We start from the raw sequence: 23,417 nt of genomic DNA, 5'->3' as shown, positions 1-23,417 counted from the left end.
CCAACTTTTGATACTGATCCCTTTTTACTTGATGATGTTCTTAATAATCTCTATTGAATATACATTCGAAATCTTTTCTATAAAACTATTAAAATCTAATGTAGAATGATCGTCGGCATCATCTGATATTGTTCTTATGATGATAAAAGGAATATCAAATTCGTAACAAACTTGTGCTACTGCAGCGCCTTCCATTTCGACACAAAGTATTTCGGGTAAGTTTTGTTGTAATTTTTCTTTCTGAGAATTTGTCGAGAAAAATAAATCTCCAGATCCAATTAAACCAACATGTAGTTGAGGCTGATGAATATTAAATTTATCCAAATCTTTTTCAGAAATCACATTATGCAAATGTTGCTCTTCTAAAATTTCTAAAATAGCTGTTGTCGCAACTTCTAATTGAGAAGAATCAGCCTCAAAATAAGCTTTTCCTAACATTGGGATTTCGTAAGCAGGAAAAAGAGGTTGAGCATTCATATCATGTTGAATCAAACTTTGCCCTAGAACAATATCTCCAATTTTTACATCAGCATGAATTCCACCTGCAACACCTGTAAAAATCAATTCAGAAACGTTAAATTCAAGGATTAAGGTTGTAACCGTAGCAGAGGCAGCAACTTTACCAACACGAGAATAAACGACCACAACTTTTTGATTGTTTAATTTTCCAGTAAAATAACTTCTTCGACCAATTTTATGTTCTTGCTTGTTTGTTAATAAATTGACTACACCGTTTATTTCTTGCGGTATAGCGCCTATTATTCCTATTATTCTTTCGCTCATCTTTCCAATTTGAAAGCGAAGTTACCAATTTATTTTCTGTATTTGTAAACCGAACAATAAATCTCATAAATTAAGATAAATGGCAAACAAATGATAATCAAACATGTATTTAGAAGATTTTTTATCATCTTACAAAAGTAGAGTTTTTTCAGAATATGTTAAAAATCAATTGTGAATTAGTCTTGGCTTGTTGTATTTTTGTAGCATAAAAGTTTGAAATGAAAAAATTATCTATAGCGATTATATGCTGTGCATCAGTAATGCTGATGAATTGTACGAATAAAACAGAAGAAAAACCAGTAGAACAACCTGCTAAAACTGCTGTTACAGTGGAAGAGCCAACGGAAATTGTAGAAGGTGTGATTAGAAAATCAGGAGTTGAGTGGACGGCTTATAAAACGACAGAAAAAGTGGCTGTTTCAGGACGTTTTGATGTTGTTTTGGTGAAAGATGCAAAAGAAGATGGAAAAACGCCTCAAGAAGTTTTAGAAGGTGCAAATATTATTGCGACAGTTGCTACATTAAATTCAGATCAAATTGATCGTGATCAAAAATTGAAAGATATTTTGTTCGGAAATATGATCAATACAAGCGAAATCAAAGGTCAATTACATTTCAGAGATGGTAAAACTTTCTTGAATTTAACGTTGAATAATGCTTCTAAAGAATATGAAGTAAAATCGACGTTTGAGAACAATGTTTTTACAATTGAAACGGATGTTGATTTGATGGATTTTAACACAGGAAAAGCGATGGAAGCTCTTAATCAGGCTTGTTTCGAATTACACAAAGGTGCAGATGGCGTTTCTAAAACATGGAGCGAAGTACACATCAAAGGTCAAGTAGAATTTAGTGATAGTTTCGGTAAATAATTCAAAAAATAAATAATTAATTTTAAGGCTACAATTTTTTGTAGTCTTAATTTTTATAAATAAATCAGTAAAAAATGAATTGGGTAATTTTACTAATCGCAGGATTGTGCGAAGTCGGTTTCGCATCATGTCTTGGAAAAGCAAAAGAAGCAACCGGAAATGATACGTATTTATGGTATGGTGGTTTTTTATTTTTCTTAACGGTGAGCATGGTTTTGTTGGTAAAAGCAACGCAAACATTACCAATCGGAACGGCTTATGCAGTTTGGACGGGAATTGGAGCGGTCGGAACAGTTTTGGTCGGAATTTTTATTTTTAAAGAACCTGCAAGTTTTTGGCGTGTATTCTTTTTAACGACTTTAATCTGCTCAATCATTGGATTAAAATTTGTTTCAAATTAACTAAAAATTGTGTTGATTTATGGAGAATTTTAATGTTTTTGATCAAGAGGAATTTATTCAACAAACTGTCGAGAATAAACGTTTGAAAAAAGATTTGATTCAAACGATTTTTATTCAGCATGGTTATTTAATTATTTCTCAAAATGACCAAGAAATTAAACTTAAACAACACGATGTTTTCTTCCCAGAACCTAACAAATCCTATCAAATAATTTCAAAATCATCTGATTTAGAATTATTGAGTTTAGTCTTAACCAAAAAGATTTTAGATACGTCGATTATCGATTTGAGTGGTTATGAATATAACCAATTTTTTGGTGAAAGTAGAGTCAATAATTATCATTTCAATGAAATAGAATTCTCTGCTTTAATACAGCTTTTATTGCAATTAAAGTTGCGTTTGCAAGAGAAATAGACCAAATTCGTGCGTTATTTACAATTCAATTTATTTTATGCGATTGTTTACACAACGTTTAGCGAACTTTCAAAACAACAAACCATTATTGTAAGAAAAGGAACGCGAAAAGATGATATTGTAAAACGTTTTTTGAATGACTTAAATAAGGGTTATACAGAAAATAGAGATGCAAAATATTATGCAGATAAACTGAATATTACAGTTAGATATTTAACTGAATGTTGCAAATCAATAACGGGTAGAACTACAAAAGAATTAATCAGTTCTGTTGTGATTCGTGAATCGAAAATATTGTTGAGCGATACATCTAAAACAATCTCAGAAATTTCGAATGAGTTAAACTTTTCTGATCAATATTCATTCGGAAATTTTTTCAAAAAACATCTAAAAATTAGTCCAACTCAGTTTAGAAAAAGTTTACAATAACTTCCGTTTTGGACATCTTTAGGCTACTTTTCAAACTTTTTTTAATCTCGATTTTTATCATCTTTGTTACTATCAAAAGGGTCACTATAATTTTATAGTAAAAACAGAGGTGTTTTTGATGGCGAAAGCTAACAAAAGTGAGTAGAGTATTACTAAAAGTTTATATCACCTCTGTTTTTTTCTAAAATAATGTTTTTAAAATTAATAGTTCCGAAAAAGTTTAAAATAGTTCTAAGTTTACTGATATTTGAAAAGAAGTAATCCAAAAACCCAAAATAATTATTTTGACCATTTGAGAAAAAATAAAAAGAGAACCTAAAAAATTAAGTTCTCTTTTTCTATATTTTATAGATATTTAAGTGGAAATTACCTTTTTTGAAAGGTGATTTTTTTATGATTTAAATAATTCATTCAAGTTTACTCCACCGAAGTTTCCTGAACTCATCATCAAAAATACTTTATCTTTTTTATCTAAACTTTCGATATAATCTTGCAATTGTTCACCATTTGTAAACACCAAAATCGAATCGTCTCCAAACGCTTTTTTGATATCTTCTGGAGAAATCATTTCCATACGTTTTATTTCTAACGCTTCTGGGCTATACATCACAATTTTGATATCAGCTTTGTCTAAAGCGCCTTTGTATTGAACCAAAAACTCAGGATTTAAAGACGAATAGGTATGAATTTCTAAACATCCCACAACTGTTTTATCTGTGTATTGTTCTTTTACCGCATTGGTCACCGAAGTTACTTTACTTGGTGCATGCGCAAAATCTTTGTACGCAACAAAATTAGAAGTACGATTAATTAATTCCAAACGTTTAGATGCTCCTTTGAATGATTGAATTGCTTCGTTGAAATCATCATCCATTACACCTAATTGTTTACAAATTGCACGAGCACCTTCTAAATTCATCAAGTTATGATTACCAAAGACTTCTAACGGAATTGGTCCATCTTCTGTTTCGATAAAAGTGATTCCATTTTCGATAAAATGTTCTGGTAAATGATAAGGGAATTTCTTGATTGCTTTCTCCGTTTCTTCTACCACTTTAACAACTTCTTCGTCTGTTTCGTTGTAAATTAAAGCACCTCCATTCACGATAGATTCTACGAATTTTGAGAATTGAGAAGTGTAATCTGCAAACGTTGGAAAAACATTGATATGATCCCAAGCAATACCTGAAATCAACGCAATATTTGGTTGATACAACAAGAATTTTGAACGACGATCTAAGGCAGATGATAAATATTCATCACCTTCCATAATCATAAATTCGTTGTCTTCTGTCAATTTTACCATCACATCAAAACCATCCAATTGCGCGCCAACCATATAATCAACATCGATATTATGATAATGCAAAACGTGAAGAATCATTGATGTAATCGTCGTTTTTCCATGAGAACCACCAATTACAACACGCGTTTTATCTTTTGATTGTTCGTACAAATATTCTGGATATGAATAGATTTTTAAACCTAATTCTTGCGCACGTAACATTTCAGGATTATCAGCGTGAGCGTGCATACCCAAAATAACAGCATCTAAATCTGCTGTTATTTTTTCAGGAAACCACCCCATTTCTTCTGGTAAAATTCCTCGTTGATCCAAACGTGTTTTCGAAGGTTCGAAAATAGCATCGTCAGAACCTGTTACTTGATATCCTTTTTCGTGCAAAGCAATCGCCAAATTGTGCATTGCACTACCGCCAATTGCAATAAAATGAACTTTTTTCATTTTGTATGTTGTATTCTTTTAGTCTTTTTTATTTTCTTCGTCGTAGCCCATTTCTTCGAAATCATCAAACTCTTCGTCGTCTTCATTCAAATAATCATCCAATGATTTTTCACTATTTTCAGCAAGAATTTCGTCCATTGGTCGAACTTTATTAAATTCTGGTGCTTGCTCAATTGCATTCATAATTTTTTTCATGATTGCATCACTCGAATCATTTTCATAATCGATTTCCAAAGGCTCTTTGAATGTCATTGTCGCATTAATTCCACGTTTTTTGATGCGCAAACCTTTTTTATCAAAAGCTCTACGAAAACCATCAATCACAACTGGAATTACAATTGGTTTATTTTTCTTGATTAGATGCGCAGTTCCACGACGACCAGGCGCAAACGCAGTTGTAGTCCCTTGCGGAAATGTTACGACCCAGCCACTTTGCAACGCAATATCAATATTGTTAATTTCGCTTAAATCTACTTTTCTATTTACATTTTCTCCTTTTGCACGCCACGTTCTTTTTACGGTTACCGCTCCTGTGTAGGCAAATAATTTTGTCAAAAGATTATCTTTCATCGTTTCCTCAGCGGCAACGTAATAAAAGTCAATCTTAGGATTAAGTAAATAAATTGGATTTTTGATGGTATCAATAAAACCATTTTTTACACTACAAAATACATGATACATCGCGAAAACATCAGCAAAATAAGTTTGATGATTCGAAACGAATAATACATTTTGAGCAGGTAAATGAACCAAGTTTTTTGTACCACTAACTTTTAGTTTATTAAAACCATTATAACGGTTATAGGTAAATGATCCTAATAAGAAAATTAACGTCCTTTTTAGGAAATATAGATGTCCAAATGAATCGCGAAATGCGTTCTTTTTCTTAGCTTTTTGAGACACGAGTTCTTAATTGTTTAAGTTACAAATTTAATACGATTTTTAGATAATCTTTAAATTCTTCTAAAATCATTGCAGTTGCACCCCAAAGAAATTCATCATCACCAATGTTATAACCAGGAATTTCGACAACTTGACCAGAAAATTCTCTCTCAAAAACTTCGTAATCAGCATTCAAAAAAGCTTCCAAATTTAACGGAACAACGTATTGTACCTCACGCTCATCTGGATTGAAATGTGGCTCTCCATGATAAATTCCGATGTAAGGATAAACCAAGAAATTGCTTGGCGGAATATACATTTCGCTCAATTGTCTTACAATCTCAATGTTTTCGTAATCTACACCAAGTTCTTCCACAGTTTCGCGAATAGCAGTTTCGTCAAAACTAATATCTTGTTCTTCAAATTGTCCACCTGGCAAAGAAAACTGATGCGAATGCGCACCTTCGTATGAAACACGCATGGTTACTGGGAATTCAACTTCTCCATCTTCGTTTTGATACAATAAAATCATGACAGACGCACTTCTTGGATTGGTACGTTTTACATATTCTAAATCAAATTTTTGACGATATGGAGGTGAAAGCTTTTGGTGTGATTCCCAACTTGGCAATTCTTCAACACTTTCGGCTAATAAATATTTTAATTCTTCTAAATCTAAATACAAAATGGATTGATTTTTAGGGTAATAAAAAAGAGTGAAATTTTTCCTCACTCTTTTTCAAAGATAATTATTTTCGTCGAAGAAAATTCAACCTTTTCGGTAAGGTTTATTAATTATTTAACTTTTAAGATTTAGCTTAAATATTTTCCATCGTTTGAATGAAAAACAGAATGTTTTTGAAATTTCACATTATAAGTTTAACTTCGTTAGGTCTAAAAATAATAAAAATGTTTAATAAAAAACTTTTTTACGGAATGATGGTTGGATCGTCAATCCTAGCCACTTCTTGTAGCGAAAAGTCAACAAATAGTATGTGGAACGATAAAAATCCTTTTTTTGAAGTGAGCACTTTGCCTTATCAAACTGCTGATTTTTCGAAAATTAAAAACGAAGATTTCAAACCTGCTTTGTTGCAAGGAATGGCTGAACAATTAGTCGAAATCAATAAAATTGCTAATAATTCTGAAGCACCAACTTTCGAAAATACGTTGGTGGAAATGGAAAAATCTGGTCAATTATTGTCGAGAGTTAGCCATGTTTTTGGATTATTGACAGGAGCAAATACAAACGAAACGTTGCAAGCAGTTGAGGAGGAAATGTCGCCTAAATTTGCGGCTCATAGCGATGCCATTTATTTGAATGATAAATTATTTCAACGTGTAAAAACTTTACATGACAATAAAAAATCATTGAATTTAGATAAAGAGTCATCTCGTTTGTTAGATGTATATTATCAACGATTTGAATTGGCTGGCGCAAATTTATCTGCTGCACAAAAAGATGAATTGAAAAAATTGAATGGAGAAATCGCTTCTTTAGAAACTAAATTCTCCAATCAATTATTAAAAGGAACAAAATCTGGTGGCGTTACTTTTACGAAAGAAGAATTAGCTGGTTTGAGTGATGCTGATTTAGAGGCTTTCAAACAAGCTGATGGTACATATTTAATCAGTTTATTGAATACAACGCAACAACCTGAATTACAAAATATGACCAATGCAGTTTCAAGAAAAAAATTATTTGATGCAGCTTGGATTAGAACAGAGAAAAAAGATGAAAATGATACACGTTCTACAATTTTAACTTTGGTTAAAAAACGTGCGGAGAAAGCTAAATTATTAGGTTTTGCAAATTATGCAGAATGGAATTTGCAAGATCAAATGGCGCAAAATCCTACAGCAGCAAAAGGAATTTTAAATCAAATGATTCCGGCAGCAACTGCAATGGCACAAAAAGATGCAAAAGAATTTGAAGCCTTAGCGAAGAAAGAAAATCCAGCAAATACATTAACAGCTGCGGATTGGAACTATTATGCAGAGAAAGTTCGTAAAGAGAAATATGATATCGACGAAAATGAAATGAAACCTTATTTCGTTTTAGATTCAGTTGTAGAGAATGGAATTTTCTTTATGGCGAAAGAATTATACGGAATTTCATTCAAAAAACGTACAGATATACCAACTTGGCATGAAGATGTAAAAGTGTACGAATTGTTTAATGAAGATGGTTCGCAATTGGGATTATTTTATACAGATTATTTCAAAAGAGATTCTAAACAAGGGGGAGCTTGGATGAGTAATATTGTGGAGCAATCGCACTTATTTGGCACAAAACCTGTTATTTATAATGTCGGAAACTACACAAAACCTGCAAATGGTCAACCTGCATTGATTTCGTATGATGATGTGGTAACAACTTTCCACGAATTTGGACATGCGTTGCACGGTTTCTTTGCGAATCAAAAATATCCAACTTTATCTGGAACAAATGTTTCAAGAGATTTTGTAGAGTTTCCATCTCAATTTCACGAGCATTATGTAACGGAACCATCTATCTTAAAAAATTATGCAAAGCATTATCAAACAGGAGCTGCGATTCCTGATGCGTTGGTAGAAAAAATGAAAAAAGCATCTAACTTTAACAAAGGTTATACGTTAACAGAATTACTTTCTGCTGCAGCTTTAGATTTGTCTTGGCATACAGTTTCAGTTGATAAAACAATTACAAGTGTAGACGATTTTGAGAAACAAGCCTTAATTGATAATAAAACAAATTTACCACAAGTTCCGCCTCGTTACCGTTCTTCTTATTTTAGCCATATTTTTGGTGGAGGATATGCAGCGGGATATTTTGCATATATCTGGGCAGAAATGTTAGACCATGATGCCTACGAATGGACAATAGAAAATGGAGGAATGTCACGTAAAAATGGTCAAATTTTGAGAGATAAAGTATTTTCTCAAGGGAATTCGGATGATTTGAATGTGATTTACAAAAATTTTAGAGGTAAAAATCCTTCAATTGAACCAATGTTGAAATACCACGGATTGAAATAATCATTCTAAAATATTAACAACTTAAAAATCCAAGACATAGTTCTTGGATTTTTTTCGTTTTATGAATAAATTTGCAACTATTAAAACAAGTATAAATGGGAAGAGCATTTGAATTTAGAAAAGGACGTAAAATGAAACGTTGGGCGGCAATGTCTAAAGCGTTTACTAAAATTGGGAAGGATATCGTAATGGCAGTAAAAGCAGGAGGACCTGATCCGCATTCAAATTCTCATCTTCGCGCGGTAATTCAGAATGCGAAGGCTGTAAATATGCCTAAAGATAATATCGAACGCGCAATCAAAAAAGCATCTGATAAAAATACAGAAAACTATAAGGAAGTTATTTTTGAAGGTTATGGACCTCACGGAATTGCCGTTTTAGTTGAAACTTCTACAAATAACAACAATCGTACAGTAGCTAACGTTCGTTCTTATTTCAGTAAATGTAATGGACAATTAGGAACGCAAGGTTCTGTTGAATTTATGTTTGATCATATCTGTAATTTCAAGATTCAAAAACCTGAAAATCTAGATTTAGAGGAATTAGAATTTGAAATGATTGACTTTGGAGTAGAGGAGATTTTTGAGGATGAAGATGGAATTGTATTAATTGCACCTTTTGAAAATTATGGAACAATCTATAAATCGTTGGAAGAAGGTGGATACGAAATTATTTCGTCAGAATTTGAAAGAATTCCACAAACGACAAAAGAATTAACAGAAGAACAAAAAGCTGACATCGAAAAATTGTTAGAGAAATTTGACGAAGATGAGGACGTAAATAACGTTTATCATACGATGAAAGAAGAGGAAGAAGAGGAAGAAGAGGAAGAATAATCTTTTTTGAAAAGAATAATATGAAAACCGTTTAATTTATTTTAAACGGTTTTTTTTATCTTTAACTATAATTGAATTTTTGAGAATGATAAAAATTTTTACTTTACTTGGTTTGATATTACAATTTGTAGCATTTTGGATGGCTGCGCCAGAAATTCTTGGAGTTGATTGGTTAAGTAAAACCGAAGAAATGATTCGGAAAGCAATTAACCAGTTGCCACAATTAATATTAGCTGTATTAGGAATGGCGATGGGAGTGATGTTTTATCATTCGATGAGTTCTTTTTTTGTATTTATCGTTGTTATAATGATTATAATTTTATTATTGATTTTCTATAAAAAAGTAGAAAAGCTTTTGGACGAAAAAATCTCGAAACCATTGGTTAATAAATTAATCTTGAATGAAACTTTTCGCTTTACTTTATTGAAGTTTGCCGCTTTGTTTTTTACACTTGGTTTTCTTATTCAGATAGCTTTGGTAGTTATTGTATAATTTTTTTTTTAAAAAATATTTATTTGATACTGAATAAACTATGTTTTTGTATTAAAAAAACTTTAAATTAAGGTTTGCAAATTCGAAAAAGCGTTCTATATTTGCACTCGCAATACCGCAATAGACTGCGTTATTGGAGAGTTGGCAGAGTGGTCGAATGCGGCAGTCTTGAAAACTGTTGAGGGTCACACCTCCGGGGGTTCGAATCCCTCACTCTCCGCAACTTATTCAATAAGTACTTATAAAATCCCTTATTTCAAACGAAGTAAGGGATTTTTTTATGCCTTTGAATTATATTTTATCCATCTAAATACAATTCATAAGCGACCCTAGAGCGACCCTAATTTATCACAATCGCTAGGGTCGTCAAAAATCGCGCTATTCCACTTATAGTAAAGGTTTGGAGAAATAAACACAGCAATATGCATCACTGTGCTCATAGCTGTACCTATAACCCTTTCCATAACCTAATCAATAAATAGACATCTTGATTCAAACCAAATAATCAATTAAATTTTATCTAACCATTAAAAATTGAATCAGATGAAAAACAATTTTAACATCCACATTTATCCACGACCTGCAAAAGCCAATAAACAAGGGCTACAACCAATTTACTTCTGTGTTCGTGTAAACGGAAAACGATGGGAATTCAGCACAAAACAATTCATTAATCCCAACAACTGGGATGTAAAAAATTCCAAAATCAAGGGAAATGGAAGAGATGCCTGCACAATAAATGGTCAGGTAGAACTCTTAAAATCTAAAATAAATTCAGTCTTTTTAGCGCACAATTATAACGATGAGGTTTTAACCATAGAAAAACTAAAAGAAACCATTTTAGGAACACCTCAAAAGAACAAACGCACACTAATTCCCATCTTTCAGCATCATAATAAACAGATGAAAGCACTCGTTCCCAAAGAATATGCCCCAGGGACATTAGAACGATACGAAACTTCACTTAAACACACCAAACAATTTATCAAACATCAATACAATATAGAGGATATCGCTTTAGAAGATATTAATCACGCCTTTATTATGGATTATGATTTCTATTTAAAAAGTGTGCGTAATTGTAACAACAACACAACCATTAAATACCTAAAAAACTTCAAAAAAATCATTAACCTATGTCTTGCTAACGATTGGATCCAAAAGGACCCATTTGTCAATTACAAAGCAAAATTAGACAAGGTCGATCGTATCTTTCTTTTAAAAGAAGAAATACAAACCATTTATAACAAAGATTTTCCAACTGAGCGATTAAACCTAGTAAAGGACATCTTCATCTTTTCGTGTTTTACAGGCTTAGCCTATATCGATATCGCAAACCTTACAAAGAATCATATTGTAAATGGAATCGATGGTAACCTTTGGATCCATACCAAACGTCAAAAAACAAATACCTCAACTAAAGTTCCCTTACTACAAACAGCAAAACAGATTATAGACAAGTATAGTCATCATCCTATTTGTAATTCAGGCAAATTATTACCCATTTTTAGCAACCAAAAAATGAACGCTTATTTAAAAGAGATTGCAGCACTTTCGGGCATCGATAAAGAATTAACCTTCCATTGTGCTAGACATACGTTTGCGACTACTGTAACGCTTTCAAATGGTGTGCCTATCGAATCGGTATCTAAAATGTTAGGTCATACCAATATTAAAACAACCCAGCATTACGCACGTATAACAGAAGAAAAAATAAGTGTAGATATGGAAAAACTAAAAAGGATAGATTTATAAATTATCTTATAATCATTATTGACATATAATTTATTTTATTATTTTAATATAGAAAAATAAAACACCAACAAATTTATGAATCAATTGTTTACATCAAAATTCAGTGAATTTGAAAGTAATTTAACTGAATTAAAAAAGCAGTATTTAAGTGTACAAGAAGAATCAATTAAAGCTTCTAAATTCATTATAGAATACCTCGACTTCTTAGATGCAGAATTAGTAAATTATCAATTTCAATCAAAAAAAAATGAGATTGATTTTTTCAAAAATAAACTATCCAAAGTATATCAAAACCTGTTCTATTACAAAACAATTCTAAGTATTGAAAATGATTGTAAATTTCAATTTTTAACCAAAGAAAAAGAAATTGAATACTATATAAATTGTAGCAAAAAATTGACTAAAATTCATCAGGACGAATTAGAACTTATCAAACTTATTCAGTCTAACATGAATTTTATGGATAAGAAGTTTTTCCTGCGTAAAAATGCCAAATGGAGAACTACTAATCTTAATTATATTTTCCACAATACAAATACATTTAATTCGGTTTCCTATATTATTGGGAAATGTAAAGCGTTAGAATTAATTGTTAAATACATTGACGATAAAATACAACAACTAAAACATCCTAATAACACCAAAATAATCAACAAAGAATCTAAATTAAAATGGACAGCAGCAAAAGTATTATTAATCGAATTAATTTATGGATTGTTTTTACTTGGTGTAATCAACGATGGAAAAATTGAAATGTTTGAATTAGTTCACCACTTTGAAGAATTTTTTGATATTGATTTAAAACATCATCGCAGTATTTTACAAGATATACGAGAACGGAAAATAAACAAAACTAAATTTATAGATCAATTACGTAATGTTTTAATTAAACTGTAACAATTAAAATTAATCTTACGCTCTACTAACTACATTTCACAACATTTTATCTTATTATTTCCCACACTTTTCTAAACTGGAATTCAAATAATTTCCGTATTTAATAAATAACTCACAATTATACATTCCTTTATTAATAAGTGTTTAGAGAACTTTTTCACTCCAATATTTCCCTAATCTTTCCCCCGTAGGGAAAAAAGATTTTAATATTTTTTCAACTTTGTTTCAGTCAAAAATTAAACCTCAACAAAAATGAAAAAGAAACACAGATTACATCCAGAAGATGTAAAATTAATTACAGAAAATGTAGTAACTCATTTACAAGATTTTTTAAAAAATAAAACAGAAAAGAAGTGGATACCTTCTAAAGAAGTCGTAAAACTTTTAGGCGTTTCCAATTCAAAATTACATCAAATGAGATGCAAAAATCTAATAACGTATTCTTCATTTGGTCGCAATATCTATTATAACGTTGAAGATATTCATCTCATTCTGGAACAAAACAAAGTAGAACGCATACGTACATAATATTTTTTTTTCATTTGGTTTAGTTGGTTTAGGTTAGGCAGGTTTAATTACGACAAAAAAGTAATAAGCCTGCCTTTATTTTTTCCAATAACCATCTAGCGCTTTGCGCTTAAAAAAGACATGAGATTAGCAGACGAGCGGCAATCCATTGAGCGAAACGCAAAAATGTTTACCGACCGAAGATTTGAGATTAAGAGGAGAAATCATGAGATGATTTCGGTAAACAAAAAAATAGCCAAAAGTCATCCTGAACTCGTTTCAGGATCTCATCACGCTGGCACTAATCACCAGCCTCGAACTTCGAATCTCGAGTTTCTACCCCTTAAAAACGTATCACGTACAACTTAAAACATAACGAAATGAACTACATCAAACAATTAAACAGCTTCTACAATAAAATCCAAAACGATCCACAAATCGCCCCATGTCAAATCGCATTATACAATGCTTTGTACCAATGCTGGAACAAACAGCGATTCGCAGACTCAATCACCATTATTCGCGATGAAATTATGCGTTTAAGCAAAATCACATCTAAAAGTACCTACCATCGTTCCATGAAGCTATTACATAACAATGGCTACATAATTTACGAGCCATCATATAATTCATATGTCGGAAGTAAAGTTCACATCATCGACCTTACAAAAACATCCGAAAAGCAAAAAAACACCCAATCAAAAAATGGTCAAGCTATAGGTACACCTATGAAACGAGGTAGTTCACGAAATGATAAACCTATGGAAACACCTATAAAAACACCCATAGAGCCATTATATAAACATATAAACAATAAAACTATAAACAATAGTAATTGTTTATATACGCAAGCAGAAATTTTCATGAAAAAAAATAAAAAAATTCAATCAAAAAATGAGGTGAATCAGGACGGGTTGGTTAAGGTTGAAATGACCCAAAAAGAAAAAAGTTCCGCCAAAAAAGAAAAAGGTATAATTCCAACGTTGGAGGAAGCTAAAAGCTATTTCCTAGAAAAGGGGAAATCAACCATTGAAGCCGAAAAGTTTTTTTATTATTTCGAGTCCATTGGTTGGCTTGTGGGTGGAAAAACAAAAATGAAAAATTGGAAAGCTGCTGCAAATAACTGGTTTATCAATTCGGTCGAGTTTAGTAAAGCCAAAAATTATGCAGCTCAAAAGCCATTAGATACATCACCAAACAAACGATACGACGAACCATTATAACCAAAACACAAGAAAATGATTAATTATCAAAAGCTTTTATTTCATTTAGAACAACAGGGTAGAAAACACATACACCCAAATTATACTTTCCATAAAGATGATTTACCATTCATCATTCGCTTAGCTGCCTACTTTTTGAATGATGAAGAAAAATGTAAAGAACTGGACATCGACCTCAACAAAGGAATTCTATTAACCGGACCAATCGGAATTGGTAAAACAACATGGTTTCGATTAATGCAAAACATCACAGTCAAAGAACAGAAGTTCTATTACACCACATGCAGAGATGTTTCTTTCGAGTTTATTCGTGAAGGTTACAACACCATCGACAAATACAGCAAAGGAATCCCTTTCGATTTTCCTATGAAAAATATTTGCTTCGATGACCTCGGAACAGAAAACAACATCAAATATTTCGGAAACGAATGCAACGTCATGGCTGAGATCATCCTTAGCCGTTACGACCTTTTCATGAACCTGGACATCAAAACCCATATCACTACAAACCTTTCAGCCTCCGAAATTGAAAAATACTACACCGAACGTGTACGCTCTCGATTAAGACAGATGATGAATGTGCTTTCAGTTCCTGCGGATAGAAAGGATAAGAGAAGTTAGATTATTTTTTGCCGATGTGCAGAATTATTCTATTCCGGTCACTGAGCGGAGTCGAAGTGCAAAAGCAGAGTATAAAATAATTTTAGAGAATCATAATTCTCTGTTTATCTTTAAAAAATAATTCGAATACAACTTAACAAAATGGATAAATTAAAAGAACTTGACAATAAATTAACAGCTTTAGATTTCGATTTAAAAGCAATGATGGATGAAATACAATTTCAAGAAATAGAAACCTTTAAATTCGAAGATTTTTCAAATCGAGAATTAGATTTTAAAGAGTTTAATTTTAAAGGCTTATATATGTTTGAAATTAAAAACAATGGTTTTTTTGAAGATATTAATGATTGGAAAAATGATTTTACAAAACGTTGGTGTGATGAAGAATTCTTAAGAAAATTTGTTCCAAATGTTCGTAAAAAAAGGCTAAAAGAATTGACTGATACTAATCAAGAATGGATTCCATTGTATATCGGGAAATCAAGATCAGTAGGTAAAAGAATACATGAACATATATACAAACCTATTGAGAAAACAACTTTTGCAATGAAATTAAAAGCTAGGCATAATTTATCAAATGAAGTTTTTCGTATTTCAGCTGTAAAAATTGACGTAAATAATTACAATTGGATTGTTCCTGTATTAGAAAATGAATTAAGAAATCGTTTAAATCCTATCGTAGGAAAGCAATAGAAGATTAAACCTCAACTAAATTATTAGTTGAGGTTTTTTACTTTTAAACCACCCACTTTAAAGTGGGCAGTTAAAAATTACTACCAAACCATTATTTTCCCGGCTTATGCTTATGCGGTTTTAAACTTGGTGTATTGCCAGGAGTATCTTTATTATCTCGCTGACGTCTGTCTGGTTTCCCTGTAGATATTGCTATCCTTTTTGGTCCTGGCTTGATGCCCATATGAAAAAATTTTTAGTTTGATTTCTAATGTACAAAAATCATCAATCATTTAATATAGTTTCACTTATGACAGGTAAATTATTTTAACAATACAATAAATGAGTTAAATAAAAGTTTCTATTGTAATACAACGAACCAATATGAAGAATGTTACTATTGTTAAAGCTTTAAATCCTGCTTACCGTCAATTTAAACCAATCCGTAAAGATGTTGATAATTTTAAATCAGAATTATTAGCCTGTTTAGAGTCGATTGAAATTAGCGACAGCAGAAATGAATCGGAAGAACATCTAAAGGAACCGATAAAGCGTTTCTTAACAAATACATTCTATTATAAAAATTTAATCAACACAAAAGATCGTATTGATTTAGCCATCTACTTAGATAATACGGCTAAAAGTGATGTAGGGGTTATTATTGAAGCAAAAAGACCAAGTAACAAGGCAGAATTTATTTCAGAAGCTAACATCAATAAAAAAGCACTACAAGAAGTTCTTTTATATTACCTACGCGAACGTATCGATTACAAGAATAACAACATCAAGCAAATCATTGTAACCAATGGTTTCGAATGGTTCTTTTTCAAAGGGGAAGATTTCTACAATTTCTTTTATAAAAACACAGAACTTGTAAAAGAATATGCGCGTTTTCGTGATGGACTAAAAGACACCGTTAAAAACGAACTTTTCTACAAAGAAATTGCTGCAACTTATATCGAACAGGTAAAAGATGAATTGCCTTATGTCTATATTAAACTCGATACGAAAGAAATTATCAAATACAATGATACGAAGATAAGTAATCTGTACAAGTTATTTTCGGATACGCATTTATTAGGTAAATCATTTGGTAACGATAGCAACAAACTAAACAACGATTTTTACAAAGAATTACTTCACATTATTGGTCTAGAAGAAATCAAAGAAAAAACGGGTTCTAAAAAAGTTATTGTTCGCAAAGATTCAAAAGACCGCGATTATGCTTCGATGTTAGAAAATACAATCTTTACATTAGAAGATAAGAATTATTTAGATCGTGTCACAAACATCCCAAATACACCAGATAAAGCTTTTAATGTTGGTTTAGAATTATGCATCAATTGGATCAACCGTATTTTATTTCTTAAATTACTAGAATCACAATTGGTAAGCTATAATAAATCGAAAGATTATAAATTCCTGAACTTCGACTTTCTAAATGGATACGATGCATTAAACGATTTGTTTTTTTCTGCATTGGCAAAACCATTAAACGAACGTCACGACAAATACAAAGAACGTTTCAAGCATATTCCCTACTTAAACAGTAGCTTGTTTGAACATAGCGAAATGGAACGTCTAACTTTCGACATAACTGCACTGAAAGACGAAGAAATGAAAGTTTTTTCGGGTACAGTTTTAAAGGATAACAACGGTAAAAAATTAACCGGTAAACTAAATACGCTCGATTACATCTTTAGATTTTTAGATGCTTACGATTTTTCCGCAGATGCCAATACAGATATCGAAGATGAACAAAGTGGCAAAACATTAATCAACGCTTCGGTGTTAGGTCTGATCTTCGAAAAAATAAACGGTTACAAAGACGGTTCGTTCTATACGCCTGGATACATAACGATGTTCATGTGTAAGGAAGCGATTAGAGAAGCTATTGTAGATAAATTCAAGAAAGAATATAACAATTCGATAGAATCTTTTGATGATGTAAAAGATTATTGTGAAAATTTCTTTAAAAAAGATGATCGCATAAAATTTAATAATACAATTAATGATTTAAAGATTTGTGATCCAGCAGTTGGCTCAGGACATTTTTTAGTTTCGGCTTTAAACGAATTAATTGCTGTAAAAAGCGAACTAGGAATTCTAGCAAACGAACAAGGTGAAAAAATTCCTTGTGAAGTGACAGTGGAGAATGATGAATTATACATCGCAGATACTGAAGGTAAATTATTCGAATACAACCGTCAAGATATTAATAGCCTTCGCATACAAAAAACATTGTTCCACGAAAAACAAACACTAATTGAGAATTGTTTATTTGGAGTAGATATTAATCCAAATTCAGTAAACATTTGTCGTTTACGTTTATGGATCGAGTTATTGAAAAATGCATATTATACCAAAGAGGGTGAACTACAAACCTTACCGAATATCGATATCAACATCAAATGCGGTAACTCTTTGGTGAGTCGTTTCAAATTAGACGACAGTTTAAAACAAGCCTTCAAAAACAAAGAAGTAGGCTATTCGATTGACGATTATAAATCTGCCGTTAGCCAATACAAACAAACCAATAGCAAGGCTAAAAAAGTAGAAGTAGAAACCATTATCCGTAACATCAAGAATAATTTCAGAACAACTTTAGATGCTAAGATCAAAGAAAAAATATCTAAAGCTGTCGGAGCGTATGAAAACGAAAAGTTACGTTTAGATAACTTAGTTCAATTCGGAGAAAAGATTAAAAAAGTTGATAAGGATAATCTAAAAAAACTTAAGCTTAAAGCGGAAAAATTACAAAAAGAAAAACAAGAAATTTTAGATAATGTAATGTTCCAAAATAGTTTTGAGTGGCGTTTCGAGTTTCCAGAAGTGCTAGCCGATGATGGTTCTTATGTAGGCTTTGATGTCATCATTGGGAATCCACCTTATATTAGGGTACAAGGTATTCGTGAGAGCAATCCATCCCTAGCTGAACTATATACAAAAACTTATGATAGTGCTACTGGATCATTTGATATATACGTATTATTCGTTGAAATTAGTTTAAAGTTAATTAAGAAAAATGGTATAATAAATTTTATTATGCCAAGTAAATGGACAAATTCTTCATTTGGGATTGGTCTTAGAAATATTGTAAATGAAAATAAATCAATTTCTAAATTAATAGATTTTGGACAAATACAAATATTTGATGCTTCAACTTACACTTCTATCCATACATTTAAAAATAATTCAGATCTTTTAAATTATTACAAAACTGAAGAAAAATGTAGTAATGATATTGATATAATAAACTATTTAATTGATATTGAAAATATAGTGCCCGCACAAATTGATGTAACAATTAATAAATCTCAACCTTGGACACTAACTAATACAGAAGTTTTCAAACTATTAGAAAAATTAAAAAGAAATCCATTGAGAATATCAGATGTATTTGAGAATATTTTTCAAGGTTTAGCAACTAGTAAAGATGATGTTTATTTTTTATATAATTGTTCTACAGAAAATAATTTAATTAAAGGGTTCTCTAGACAACTGAAAAAAGATATATTAATTGAAAAAGAACTTGTTAAGCCATTATTAAAAGGTGATGATGTGCATAGATATGAAAAGTTAACATCTAATAAATATGTAATATTTCCTTATAAATTAAGTGATTTAAAACCCGAATTATATACAGAATCCGAACTTTCTAATCTTTTTCCTAATGGATATTCATATTTAAAAGAATGTGAAAATATTTTACGTGATAGAGAAAAAGGGAGGTTTAATATTGACGGTAAGTGGTTTCAATTTGGAAGAAAGCAAGGATTAAATTTTGGAAAAATTCCTAAGTTACTAGCTCCTGAAATTTCACTTGGTGGAAACTTTTCATATGATGAAAATGGTGATTTTTATTCGACAACTACTATTTATGGATTTATTAAAAAAAAAGATATTAATTTTTCTTATAAATCTTTATTAGCAATTATGAATTCAAAACTGCTTTGGTTCTTTTTAACAAATACTGGAACAGTATTATCAAATGGATATTTTAGATATAAGCCGGCATATTTAAAAGACTTTCCTATTCCATTAATTGATATTGAAAATCAAAATAAAATAGAAGATTTAATTGACCAAATAATGAATTTCATGAAATTAAATGATAAAGCTAAGATTTTTGAAATAACTAATAAGTTAGATAATTTAATATTTGAATTATATGGATTAACAGAATTGGATGCAAGTGTTATATATAAGAAATTCATTTAGTTAAATACATTTTATTATAATAAATTTATTTCATCAGGGGCTATTTTATATAATTTATTAATCAAATTATCAATTTTGTTTTCTATGTAATTATAATCAATTTCATTTAAATCATTTTTTCTCTTATATAATATTTCAGAATTTGCTTCAATATCTTTAACTAGATTTTCATCCAAATTTGATGGTATAGGAAATGGATAAATATAATTTGATTTAAAAGTAAAATATCCACCTCTCAAAATGTAACCAGTATTCTTAATAAAAAACCAAAATAATTTAGAATTTAATAATGCTAACCAAAAATAATATCCTTCTTTTACTTCATCTTTCTTTATATAGCCATACACTTTTGTTGTCGAATAAAAATCACCGTATAAATCATAACTAAAATTACCTCCTAAGGATATCTCTGGAGCAACTAACTTTTCCTTTTGAAATAAATTTAAATTTTTAGGATAAATATATCTGTACCAATAATTGTCGTTTTTTAACCTCCCTTTTCTGTAACATAAATTGAATTACATAAATTATATGGTTTACAGTACTAGTTAAAGTAATCTCACTATTTTTTTAGACAATTTCTCTTCATTTTTGCACCAAATTAAATGAAGAATGATTTACGGATACATCAGAGTAAGCACAGACAAACAAACAGTAGAAAATCAACGATTCGAAATCAACCAATTCTGCGATAATCAACAACTATTCGTAAGCAAATGGATCGAAGAAACAATTTCAGGAGCCAAACAAGTAGAAGACCGTAAACTAGGGAAATTATTAAAAAAAATGAAACCTGGTGACATTCTAGTTTGTTCCGAACTATCTCGGTTAGGCCGTAACCTATTAATGATTATGGGAGTCCTAAACGAGTGTATGAATAGAAACATCCAAGTATGGACCATCAAAGACAATTACAGATTAGGGAGCGATATCAATTCAAAAGTATTAGCTTTCGCCTTTGGACTTTCTGCCGAAATCGAGCGTAATCTAATCTCTCAACGCACCAAAGAAGCCTTAGCACGCAAAAAAGCTGAAGGTGTTATCCTCGGACGACCAAAAGGGAGAAAGTCGTCTAAAACCAAATTAACAGGTCAAGAAAAACAAATCAAAGAATTATTAGATAAAAACGTATCATACAGCGCCATTGGTCGAATTTTAGGTGTCCATCGTCTTACAGTAACATCTTTCATCAAAAACAATCCCGAAATCGTATCGGCTAAATCCGAATTTTAAACATCACAAACTTTTAACGCCTTATATAGAGATAATTTACTAACTTAATTGTAATTTTGTAACTCTCAATAACTACAGCACTAATTAAATCTAATACATGACAAAACAAGAACAAATAGACAAATTAGGCAACACGATTATTTATTTAGCCGATAGAATGGAAAACCTTTCCAAAACTAAATTACTGAAACTAATTTATTTATTAGACGAATATTCAGTAAAGAAGTTTGGTATTCCTTTTTTTGGGTTTAATTATGAAGTGTGGCGTCTTGGTCCGGTTTGTCAAGAAGTTTTTGCTGAATTAAACGCCGAGGAAGAAGAACTAACTTTTTTAGATCGTTTTATTGCTTTAGATCGACAAGATAATACCACTTACATCAAAAGTAAAGGTGAATTTAATGATGATGAATTCTCAACGAATGATTTAAAATTATTAGAAGAAGTCACAACATCATTTAAAAATGCTACAGCAAACCAATTAATTGATATCACTCATCAAAAAGGAAGTTTATGGTACAATGTGGCCCTAAAAAATGATTTATTAGAATCTTTCGATAAGAAATTTAAAAACACTTCAAATCACGAAATTCAATTTGAAGAATTAATTAATCAAGATCAAGTTAAAGCGAATTTATACCAAGATTATAAAGAATTTTCAACTTTTACAAAAGCATTTTAAGCAATGAAAGAAGGGACTATTCTCTATATCTATGATTATGTATTTGAAAATGGACAATCAAAAAACAAATACTTTCTTGTAATAAAGGATATTGAAAAACAAAATTCAATTTTAATATCTTTACCTTCAAGTAAAGACTATATTCCTGCAACTAAGCCAATCGAACATGGATGTATTGATTTATCTACTGTAGCTAATCAAACGTCTTACTGTTTCAAAGCAGGTCAAATTGTGACAGAAGATACAAGCTTTTCTTTCGATTTAAATACGTTCTTATACGGTGCATACCTAACGATATTAGAAAAACAATCATTCAATGAAAAATATCCCGTTGAAGGAGTTCATTATGATTATATCGGTAAATTATACGATAACGAATTACAAGCCGTAATAAAATGTTTTAAAGAAGCTGATTCGGTGAAAAACAAGTACAAAAAATTATTATAAATTTGCAACCATAACAGTGTCCCACTATTCATTTATTGCTTTAGTGCTGCACTTAAAAAAAATATTAAATCCAGCTCGTACTACGCAGCTGGATTATTTTTTTTAAATCCATTTCGGTTTATCATTCACTTATTTCAATCATAAAAAATCCCTATAAACTAATCCGTCATTTCGAGTGATTTTCGTTGCTTTAGCAAAAAAAAATTGTATCGAGAAGTAAGACGGGTCACTTTTAATCCTGAGCCTGTCGAAGAATCAATCATATTATTCTAAGACTGTATCCAACTCGCAGAAGAAGACAACGCGCTAATTCTTGGTGTAGTAATCTCATTTATTCGAGAGAAAAGAAAGTTTTAAAATATATAAACAATATACATTTAAGGGTATTTTATTATATGTAATTATACTATATATCAATATATTTGGATTTATTTTAAAACCAATATGGAAATAAAACGAATTATTATTCACGAAATAAATAAGGAAGCAGGGTCTAATGTTACTCAGTATAGTATATACGATAACTTACTTGATGTTACGAATAAGAAAGTTATTGATTTAGTACAAGAACTTAATAGAAGATATGGAAATAAGTCTGAAACATATGGTATATTTAATGAAGATGAACCCACAGATTTTCATGTTGACTTTGACTCTTATTTAAATTCAGTTGAAAAAGATAATGAGTTTATAAGTTTTAGCAAAAAATCTACAATAAATTTAAAAAAACGTATAGAACTAGTTACAAGTGCAAAAGGTGGTTTTATAATTTTCGTAGAGTATTTTTACTATAAAAATTTCTTTGGAATTTTTATAGTTCGAAATAAATTAGGAACTAAATTCGATTCTAATAATACAACAAACAACTTTTCTATTAGTGAAGTTCAACATATCGATTTTGAAAACTTAGCTATGGCTTGTAGGATAAACTATGATGCTTATAAATCAACAGAAATACAATATTTAAGTTTTATAAATAAAACAAATAGAGATAGTGATTATTTTACTAAATGGATTTCAACTAGTAGCACTTTAAATAGTACTGAAAACACTAAAATTCTCCTTAAAATTATTAATAAAATTAATTTACCATTTGATGAAAATGGTGTAGAAATTGAAAGAGATGAATTTAAGAATCGTGTCTATAATTTTATAAATAATCAACCTAATAAAATGATTAATATTTTTGAGTTTAGTAAACATTTTTTTGATGATGAACAATATTTAAAAAAATATTGTGAAGACAATGATATTCAGATAAATGGTGATGTAATCTTCCCTAAAAACCG

The 23,417-nt window shown here is 30.6% G+C and carries 23 protein-coding genes and 1 tRNA gene; 19 read left to right on the top strand and 5 right to left on the bottom strand.

What is annotated here, in order from left to right; all coding sequences use genetic code 11:
• Positions 1-24: 24 nt before the first annotated feature.
• Complete coding sequence (locus tag B3J26_RS13065) at positions 25-783, bottom strand: 5'-methylthioadenosine/adenosylhomocysteine nucleosidase (protein ID WP_219034761.1); 759 nt, start codon at positions 781-783, stop codon at positions 25-27.
• A 218-nt stretch (positions 784-1,001) separates the two neighbouring features.
• On the opposite strand from B3J26_RS13065, the gene B3J26_RS13060 reads away from it, so the two are divergent.
• From B3J26_RS13060 to B3J26_RS13045, 4 genes are all read left to right on the top strand, one after another.
• Positions 1,002-1,655: a hypothetical protein gene (locus B3J26_RS13060; protein WP_291060461.1), complete on the top strand. Its 654-nt coding sequence runs from the start codon at positions 1,002-1,004 to the stop codon at positions 1,653-1,655.
• A gap of 74 nt (positions 1,656-1,729) precedes the next feature.
• On the top strand, positions 1,730-2,056 hold the full coding sequence (locus B3J26_RS13055; RefSeq protein ID WP_038334569.1) for a DMT family transporter: 327 nt from the start codon (positions 1,730-1,732) through the stop codon (positions 2,054-2,056).
• A gap of 19 nt (positions 2,057-2,075) precedes the next feature.
• Entirely contained in the window at positions 2,076-2,471 is a 396-nt protein-coding gene (locus B3J26_RS13050) for a hypothetical protein (RefSeq protein ID WP_291074783.1), read from the top strand.
• Positions 2,472-2,480: 9 nt separating this feature from the next.
• On the top strand, positions 2,481-2,900 hold the full coding sequence (locus B3J26_RS13045) for a helix-turn-helix domain-containing protein (RefSeq protein ID WP_291074782.1): 420 nt from the start codon (positions 2,481-2,483) through the stop codon (positions 2,898-2,900).
• Between the two features lie 391 nt (positions 2,901-3,291).
• Here the strand turns inward: B3J26_RS13045 and B3J26_RS13040 are convergent, their stop codons facing one another.
• From B3J26_RS13040 to B3J26_RS13030, 3 genes are read right to left on the bottom strand one after another with little or no spacing between them, the layout of a single operon-like run.
• A complete protein-coding gene (locus B3J26_RS13040) occupies positions 3,292-4,644 on the bottom strand; it encodes a UDP-N-acetylmuramate--L-alanine ligase (protein WP_291074781.1) in 1,353 nt (450 codons plus the stop codon).
• 18 nt (positions 4,645-4,662) lie between these two features.
• Positions 4,663-5,547, bottom strand: a complete 885-nt coding sequence (locus B3J26_RS13035; protein ID WP_038334575.1) for a lysophospholipid acyltransferase family protein — start codon at positions 5,545-5,547, stop codon at positions 4,663-4,665.
• Positions 5,548-5,566: 19 nt separating this feature from the next.
• Positions 5,567-6,211: an NUDIX hydrolase gene (locus tag B3J26_RS13030; protein ID WP_291074780.1), complete on the bottom strand. Its 645-nt coding sequence runs from the start codon at positions 6,209-6,211 to the stop codon at positions 5,567-5,569.
• A 224-nt stretch (positions 6,212-6,435) separates the two neighbouring features.
• Between B3J26_RS13030 and B3J26_RS13025 the strand changes: the two genes are divergently transcribed.
• The 11 genes from B3J26_RS13025 (at position 6,436) to B3J26_RS12975 (ending at position 19,769) form a co-directional block, all read left to right on the top strand.
• Positions 6,436-8,544, top strand: a complete 2,109-nt coding sequence (locus B3J26_RS13025) for a M3 family metallopeptidase (protein ID WP_115001317.1) — start codon at positions 6,436-6,438, stop codon at positions 8,542-8,544.
• Positions 8,545-8,639: 95 nt separating this feature from the next.
• Positions 8,640-9,380: a YebC/PmpR family DNA-binding transcriptional regulator gene (locus B3J26_RS13020; RefSeq protein WP_115001315.1), complete on the top strand. Its 741-nt coding sequence runs from the start codon at positions 8,640-8,642 to the stop codon at positions 9,378-9,380.
• Positions 9,381-9,465: 85 nt separating this feature from the next.
• Positions 9,466-9,873: a hypothetical protein gene (locus B3J26_RS13015; RefSeq protein ID WP_115001314.1), complete on the top strand. Its 408-nt coding sequence runs from the start codon at positions 9,466-9,468 to the stop codon at positions 9,871-9,873.
• Between the two features lie 135 nt (positions 9,874-10,008).
• Positions 10,009-10,093, top strand: a tRNA-Ser gene (locus tag B3J26_RS13010).
• Between the two features lie 323 nt (positions 10,094-10,416).
• A complete protein-coding gene (locus tag B3J26_RS13005) occupies positions 10,417-11,628 on the top strand; it encodes a site-specific integrase (protein WP_291074779.1) in 1,212 nt (403 codons plus the stop codon).
• Between the two features lie 75 nt (positions 11,629-11,703).
• Entirely contained in the window at positions 11,704-12,525 is an 822-nt protein-coding gene (locus B3J26_RS13000; RefSeq protein ID WP_291074778.1) for an RteC domain-containing protein, read from the top strand.
• 252 nt (positions 12,526-12,777) lie between these two features.
• Positions 12,778-13,053: a helix-turn-helix domain-containing protein gene (locus B3J26_RS12995; RefSeq protein ID WP_291074777.1), complete on the top strand. Its 276-nt coding sequence runs from the start codon at positions 12,778-12,780 to the stop codon at positions 13,051-13,053.
• Between the two features lie 359 nt (positions 13,054-13,412).
• Positions 13,413-14,255, top strand: coding sequence for a transcriptional regulator (locus tag B3J26_RS12990; RefSeq protein WP_291074776.1), 843 nt, complete (start codon positions 13,413-13,415; stop codon positions 14,253-14,255).
• Positions 14,256-14,270: 15 nt separating this feature from the next.
• Entirely contained in the window at positions 14,271-14,876 is a 606-nt protein-coding gene (locus B3J26_RS12985) for an ATPase (RefSeq protein WP_291074775.1), read from the top strand.
• A gap of 141 nt (positions 14,877-15,017) precedes the next feature.
• Positions 15,018-15,569: a hypothetical protein gene (locus tag B3J26_RS12980; protein WP_291074774.1), complete on the top strand. Its 552-nt coding sequence runs from the start codon at positions 15,018-15,020 to the stop codon at positions 15,567-15,569.
• Positions 15,570-15,932: 363 nt separating this feature from the next.
• Positions 15,933-19,769, top strand: a complete 3,837-nt coding sequence (locus B3J26_RS12975) for a DUF7149 domain-containing protein (protein WP_291074773.1) — start codon at positions 15,933-15,935, stop codon at positions 19,767-19,769.
• Positions 19,770-19,783: 14 nt separating this feature from the next.
• Here the strand turns inward: B3J26_RS12975 and B3J26_RS12970 are convergent, their stop codons facing one another.
• Positions 19,784-20,230: a TaqI-like C-terminal specificity domain-containing protein gene (locus B3J26_RS12970; RefSeq protein ID WP_349679524.1), complete on the bottom strand. Its 447-nt coding sequence runs from the start codon at positions 20,228-20,230 to the stop codon at positions 19,784-19,786.
• A 151-nt stretch (positions 20,231-20,381) separates the two neighbouring features.
• Here B3J26_RS12970 and B3J26_RS12965 point away from each other — a divergent pair, with 151 nt between their 5' ends.
• The 4 genes from B3J26_RS12965 to B3J26_RS12950 all read left to right on the top strand — a co-directional run.
• Entirely contained in the window at positions 20,382-21,002 is a 621-nt protein-coding gene (locus B3J26_RS12965) for a master DNA invertase Mpi family serine-type recombinase (protein ID WP_291074772.1), read from the top strand.
• 97 nt (positions 21,003-21,099) lie between these two features.
• On the top strand, positions 21,100-21,681 hold the full coding sequence (locus B3J26_RS12960; protein WP_291074771.1) for a Panacea domain-containing protein: 582 nt from the start codon (positions 21,100-21,102) through the stop codon (positions 21,679-21,681).
• A 3-nt stretch (positions 21,682-21,684) separates the two neighbouring features.
• On the top strand, positions 21,685-22,128 hold the full coding sequence (locus B3J26_RS12955; protein ID WP_291074770.1) for a hypothetical protein: 444 nt from the start codon (positions 21,685-21,687) through the stop codon (positions 22,126-22,128).
• Positions 22,129-22,572: 444 nt separating this feature from the next.
• Positions 22,573-23,417: nucleoid-associated protein (locus B3J26_RS12950; RefSeq protein ID WP_291074769.1), on the top strand; the 845-nt coding region annotated here is incomplete at its 3' end.

The organism is Empedobacter sp. UBA5987, from assembly GCF_002429865.1.
In the GTDB taxonomy this organism is placed as follows: domain Bacteria; phylum Bacteroidota; class Bacteroidia; order Flavobacteriales; family Weeksellaceae; genus Empedobacter; species Empedobacter falsenii_B.
This window is presented reverse-complemented; position numbering and strand designations above follow the sequence as displayed.

Bases quoted from the DNA above. Each gene is read 5' to 3' on its own strand.
- B3J26_RS12965 (WP_291074772.1), top strand. From the start codon at position 20,382: ATGATTTACGGATACATCAGAGTAAGCACAGACAAACAAACAGTAGAA.
- B3J26_RS12985 (WP_291074775.1), top strand. From the start codon at position 14,271: ATGATTAATTATCAAAAGCTTTTATTTCATTTAGAACAACAGGGTAGA.
- B3J26_RS13060 (WP_291060461.1), top strand. From the start codon at position 1,002: ATGAAAAAATTATCTATAGCGATTATATGCTGTGCATCAGTAATGCTG.
- B3J26_RS13055 (WP_038334569.1), top strand. From the start codon at position 1,730: ATGAATTGGGTAATTTTACTAATCGCAGGATTGTGCGAAGTCGGTTTC.
- B3J26_RS12955 (WP_291074770.1), top strand. From the start codon at position 21,685: ATGAAAGAAGGGACTATTCTCTATATCTATGATTATGTATTTGAAAAT.
- B3J26_RS13025 (WP_115001317.1), top strand. From the start codon at position 6,436: ATGTTTAATAAAAAACTTTTTTACGGAATGATGGTTGGATCGTCAATC.
- B3J26_RS13065 (WP_219034761.1), bottom strand. From the start codon at position 783: ATGAGCGAAAGAATAATAGGAATAATAGGCGCTATACCGCAAGAAATA.
- B3J26_RS13050 (WP_291074783.1), top strand. From the start codon at position 2,076: ATGGAGAATTTTAATGTTTTTGATCAAGAGGAATTTATTCAACAAACT.
- B3J26_RS12980 (WP_291074774.1), top strand. From the start codon at position 15,018: ATGGATAAATTAAAAGAACTTGACAATAAATTAACAGCTTTAGATTTC.
- B3J26_RS13020 (WP_115001315.1), top strand. From the start codon at position 8,640: ATGGGAAGAGCATTTGAATTTAGAAAAGGACGTAAAATGAAACGTTGG.
- B3J26_RS12960 (WP_291074771.1), top strand. From the start codon at position 21,100: ATGACAAAACAAGAACAAATAGACAAATTAGGCAACACGATTATTTAT.
- B3J26_RS13040 (WP_291074781.1), bottom strand. From the start codon at position 4,644: ATGAAAAAAGTTCATTTTATTGCAATTGGCGGTAGTGCAATGCACAAT.
- B3J26_RS12995 (WP_291074777.1), top strand. From the start codon at position 12,778: ATGAAAAAGAAACACAGATTACATCCAGAAGATGTAAAATTAATTACA.
- B3J26_RS13005 (WP_291074779.1), top strand. From the start codon at position 10,417: ATGAAAAACAATTTTAACATCCACATTTATCCACGACCTGCAAAAGCC.
- B3J26_RS12975 (WP_291074773.1), top strand. From the start codon at position 15,933: ATGAAGAATGTTACTATTGTTAAAGCTTTAAATCCTGCTTACCGTCAA.
- B3J26_RS13015 (WP_115001314.1), top strand. From the start codon at position 9,466: ATGATAAAAATTTTTACTTTACTTGGTTTGATATTACAATTTGTAGCA.
- B3J26_RS13000 (WP_291074778.1), top strand. From the start codon at position 11,704: ATGAATCAATTGTTTACATCAAAATTCAGTGAATTTGAAAGTAATTTA.
- B3J26_RS12990 (WP_291074776.1), top strand. From the start codon at position 13,413: ATGAACTACATCAAACAATTAAACAGCTTCTACAATAAAATCCAAAAC.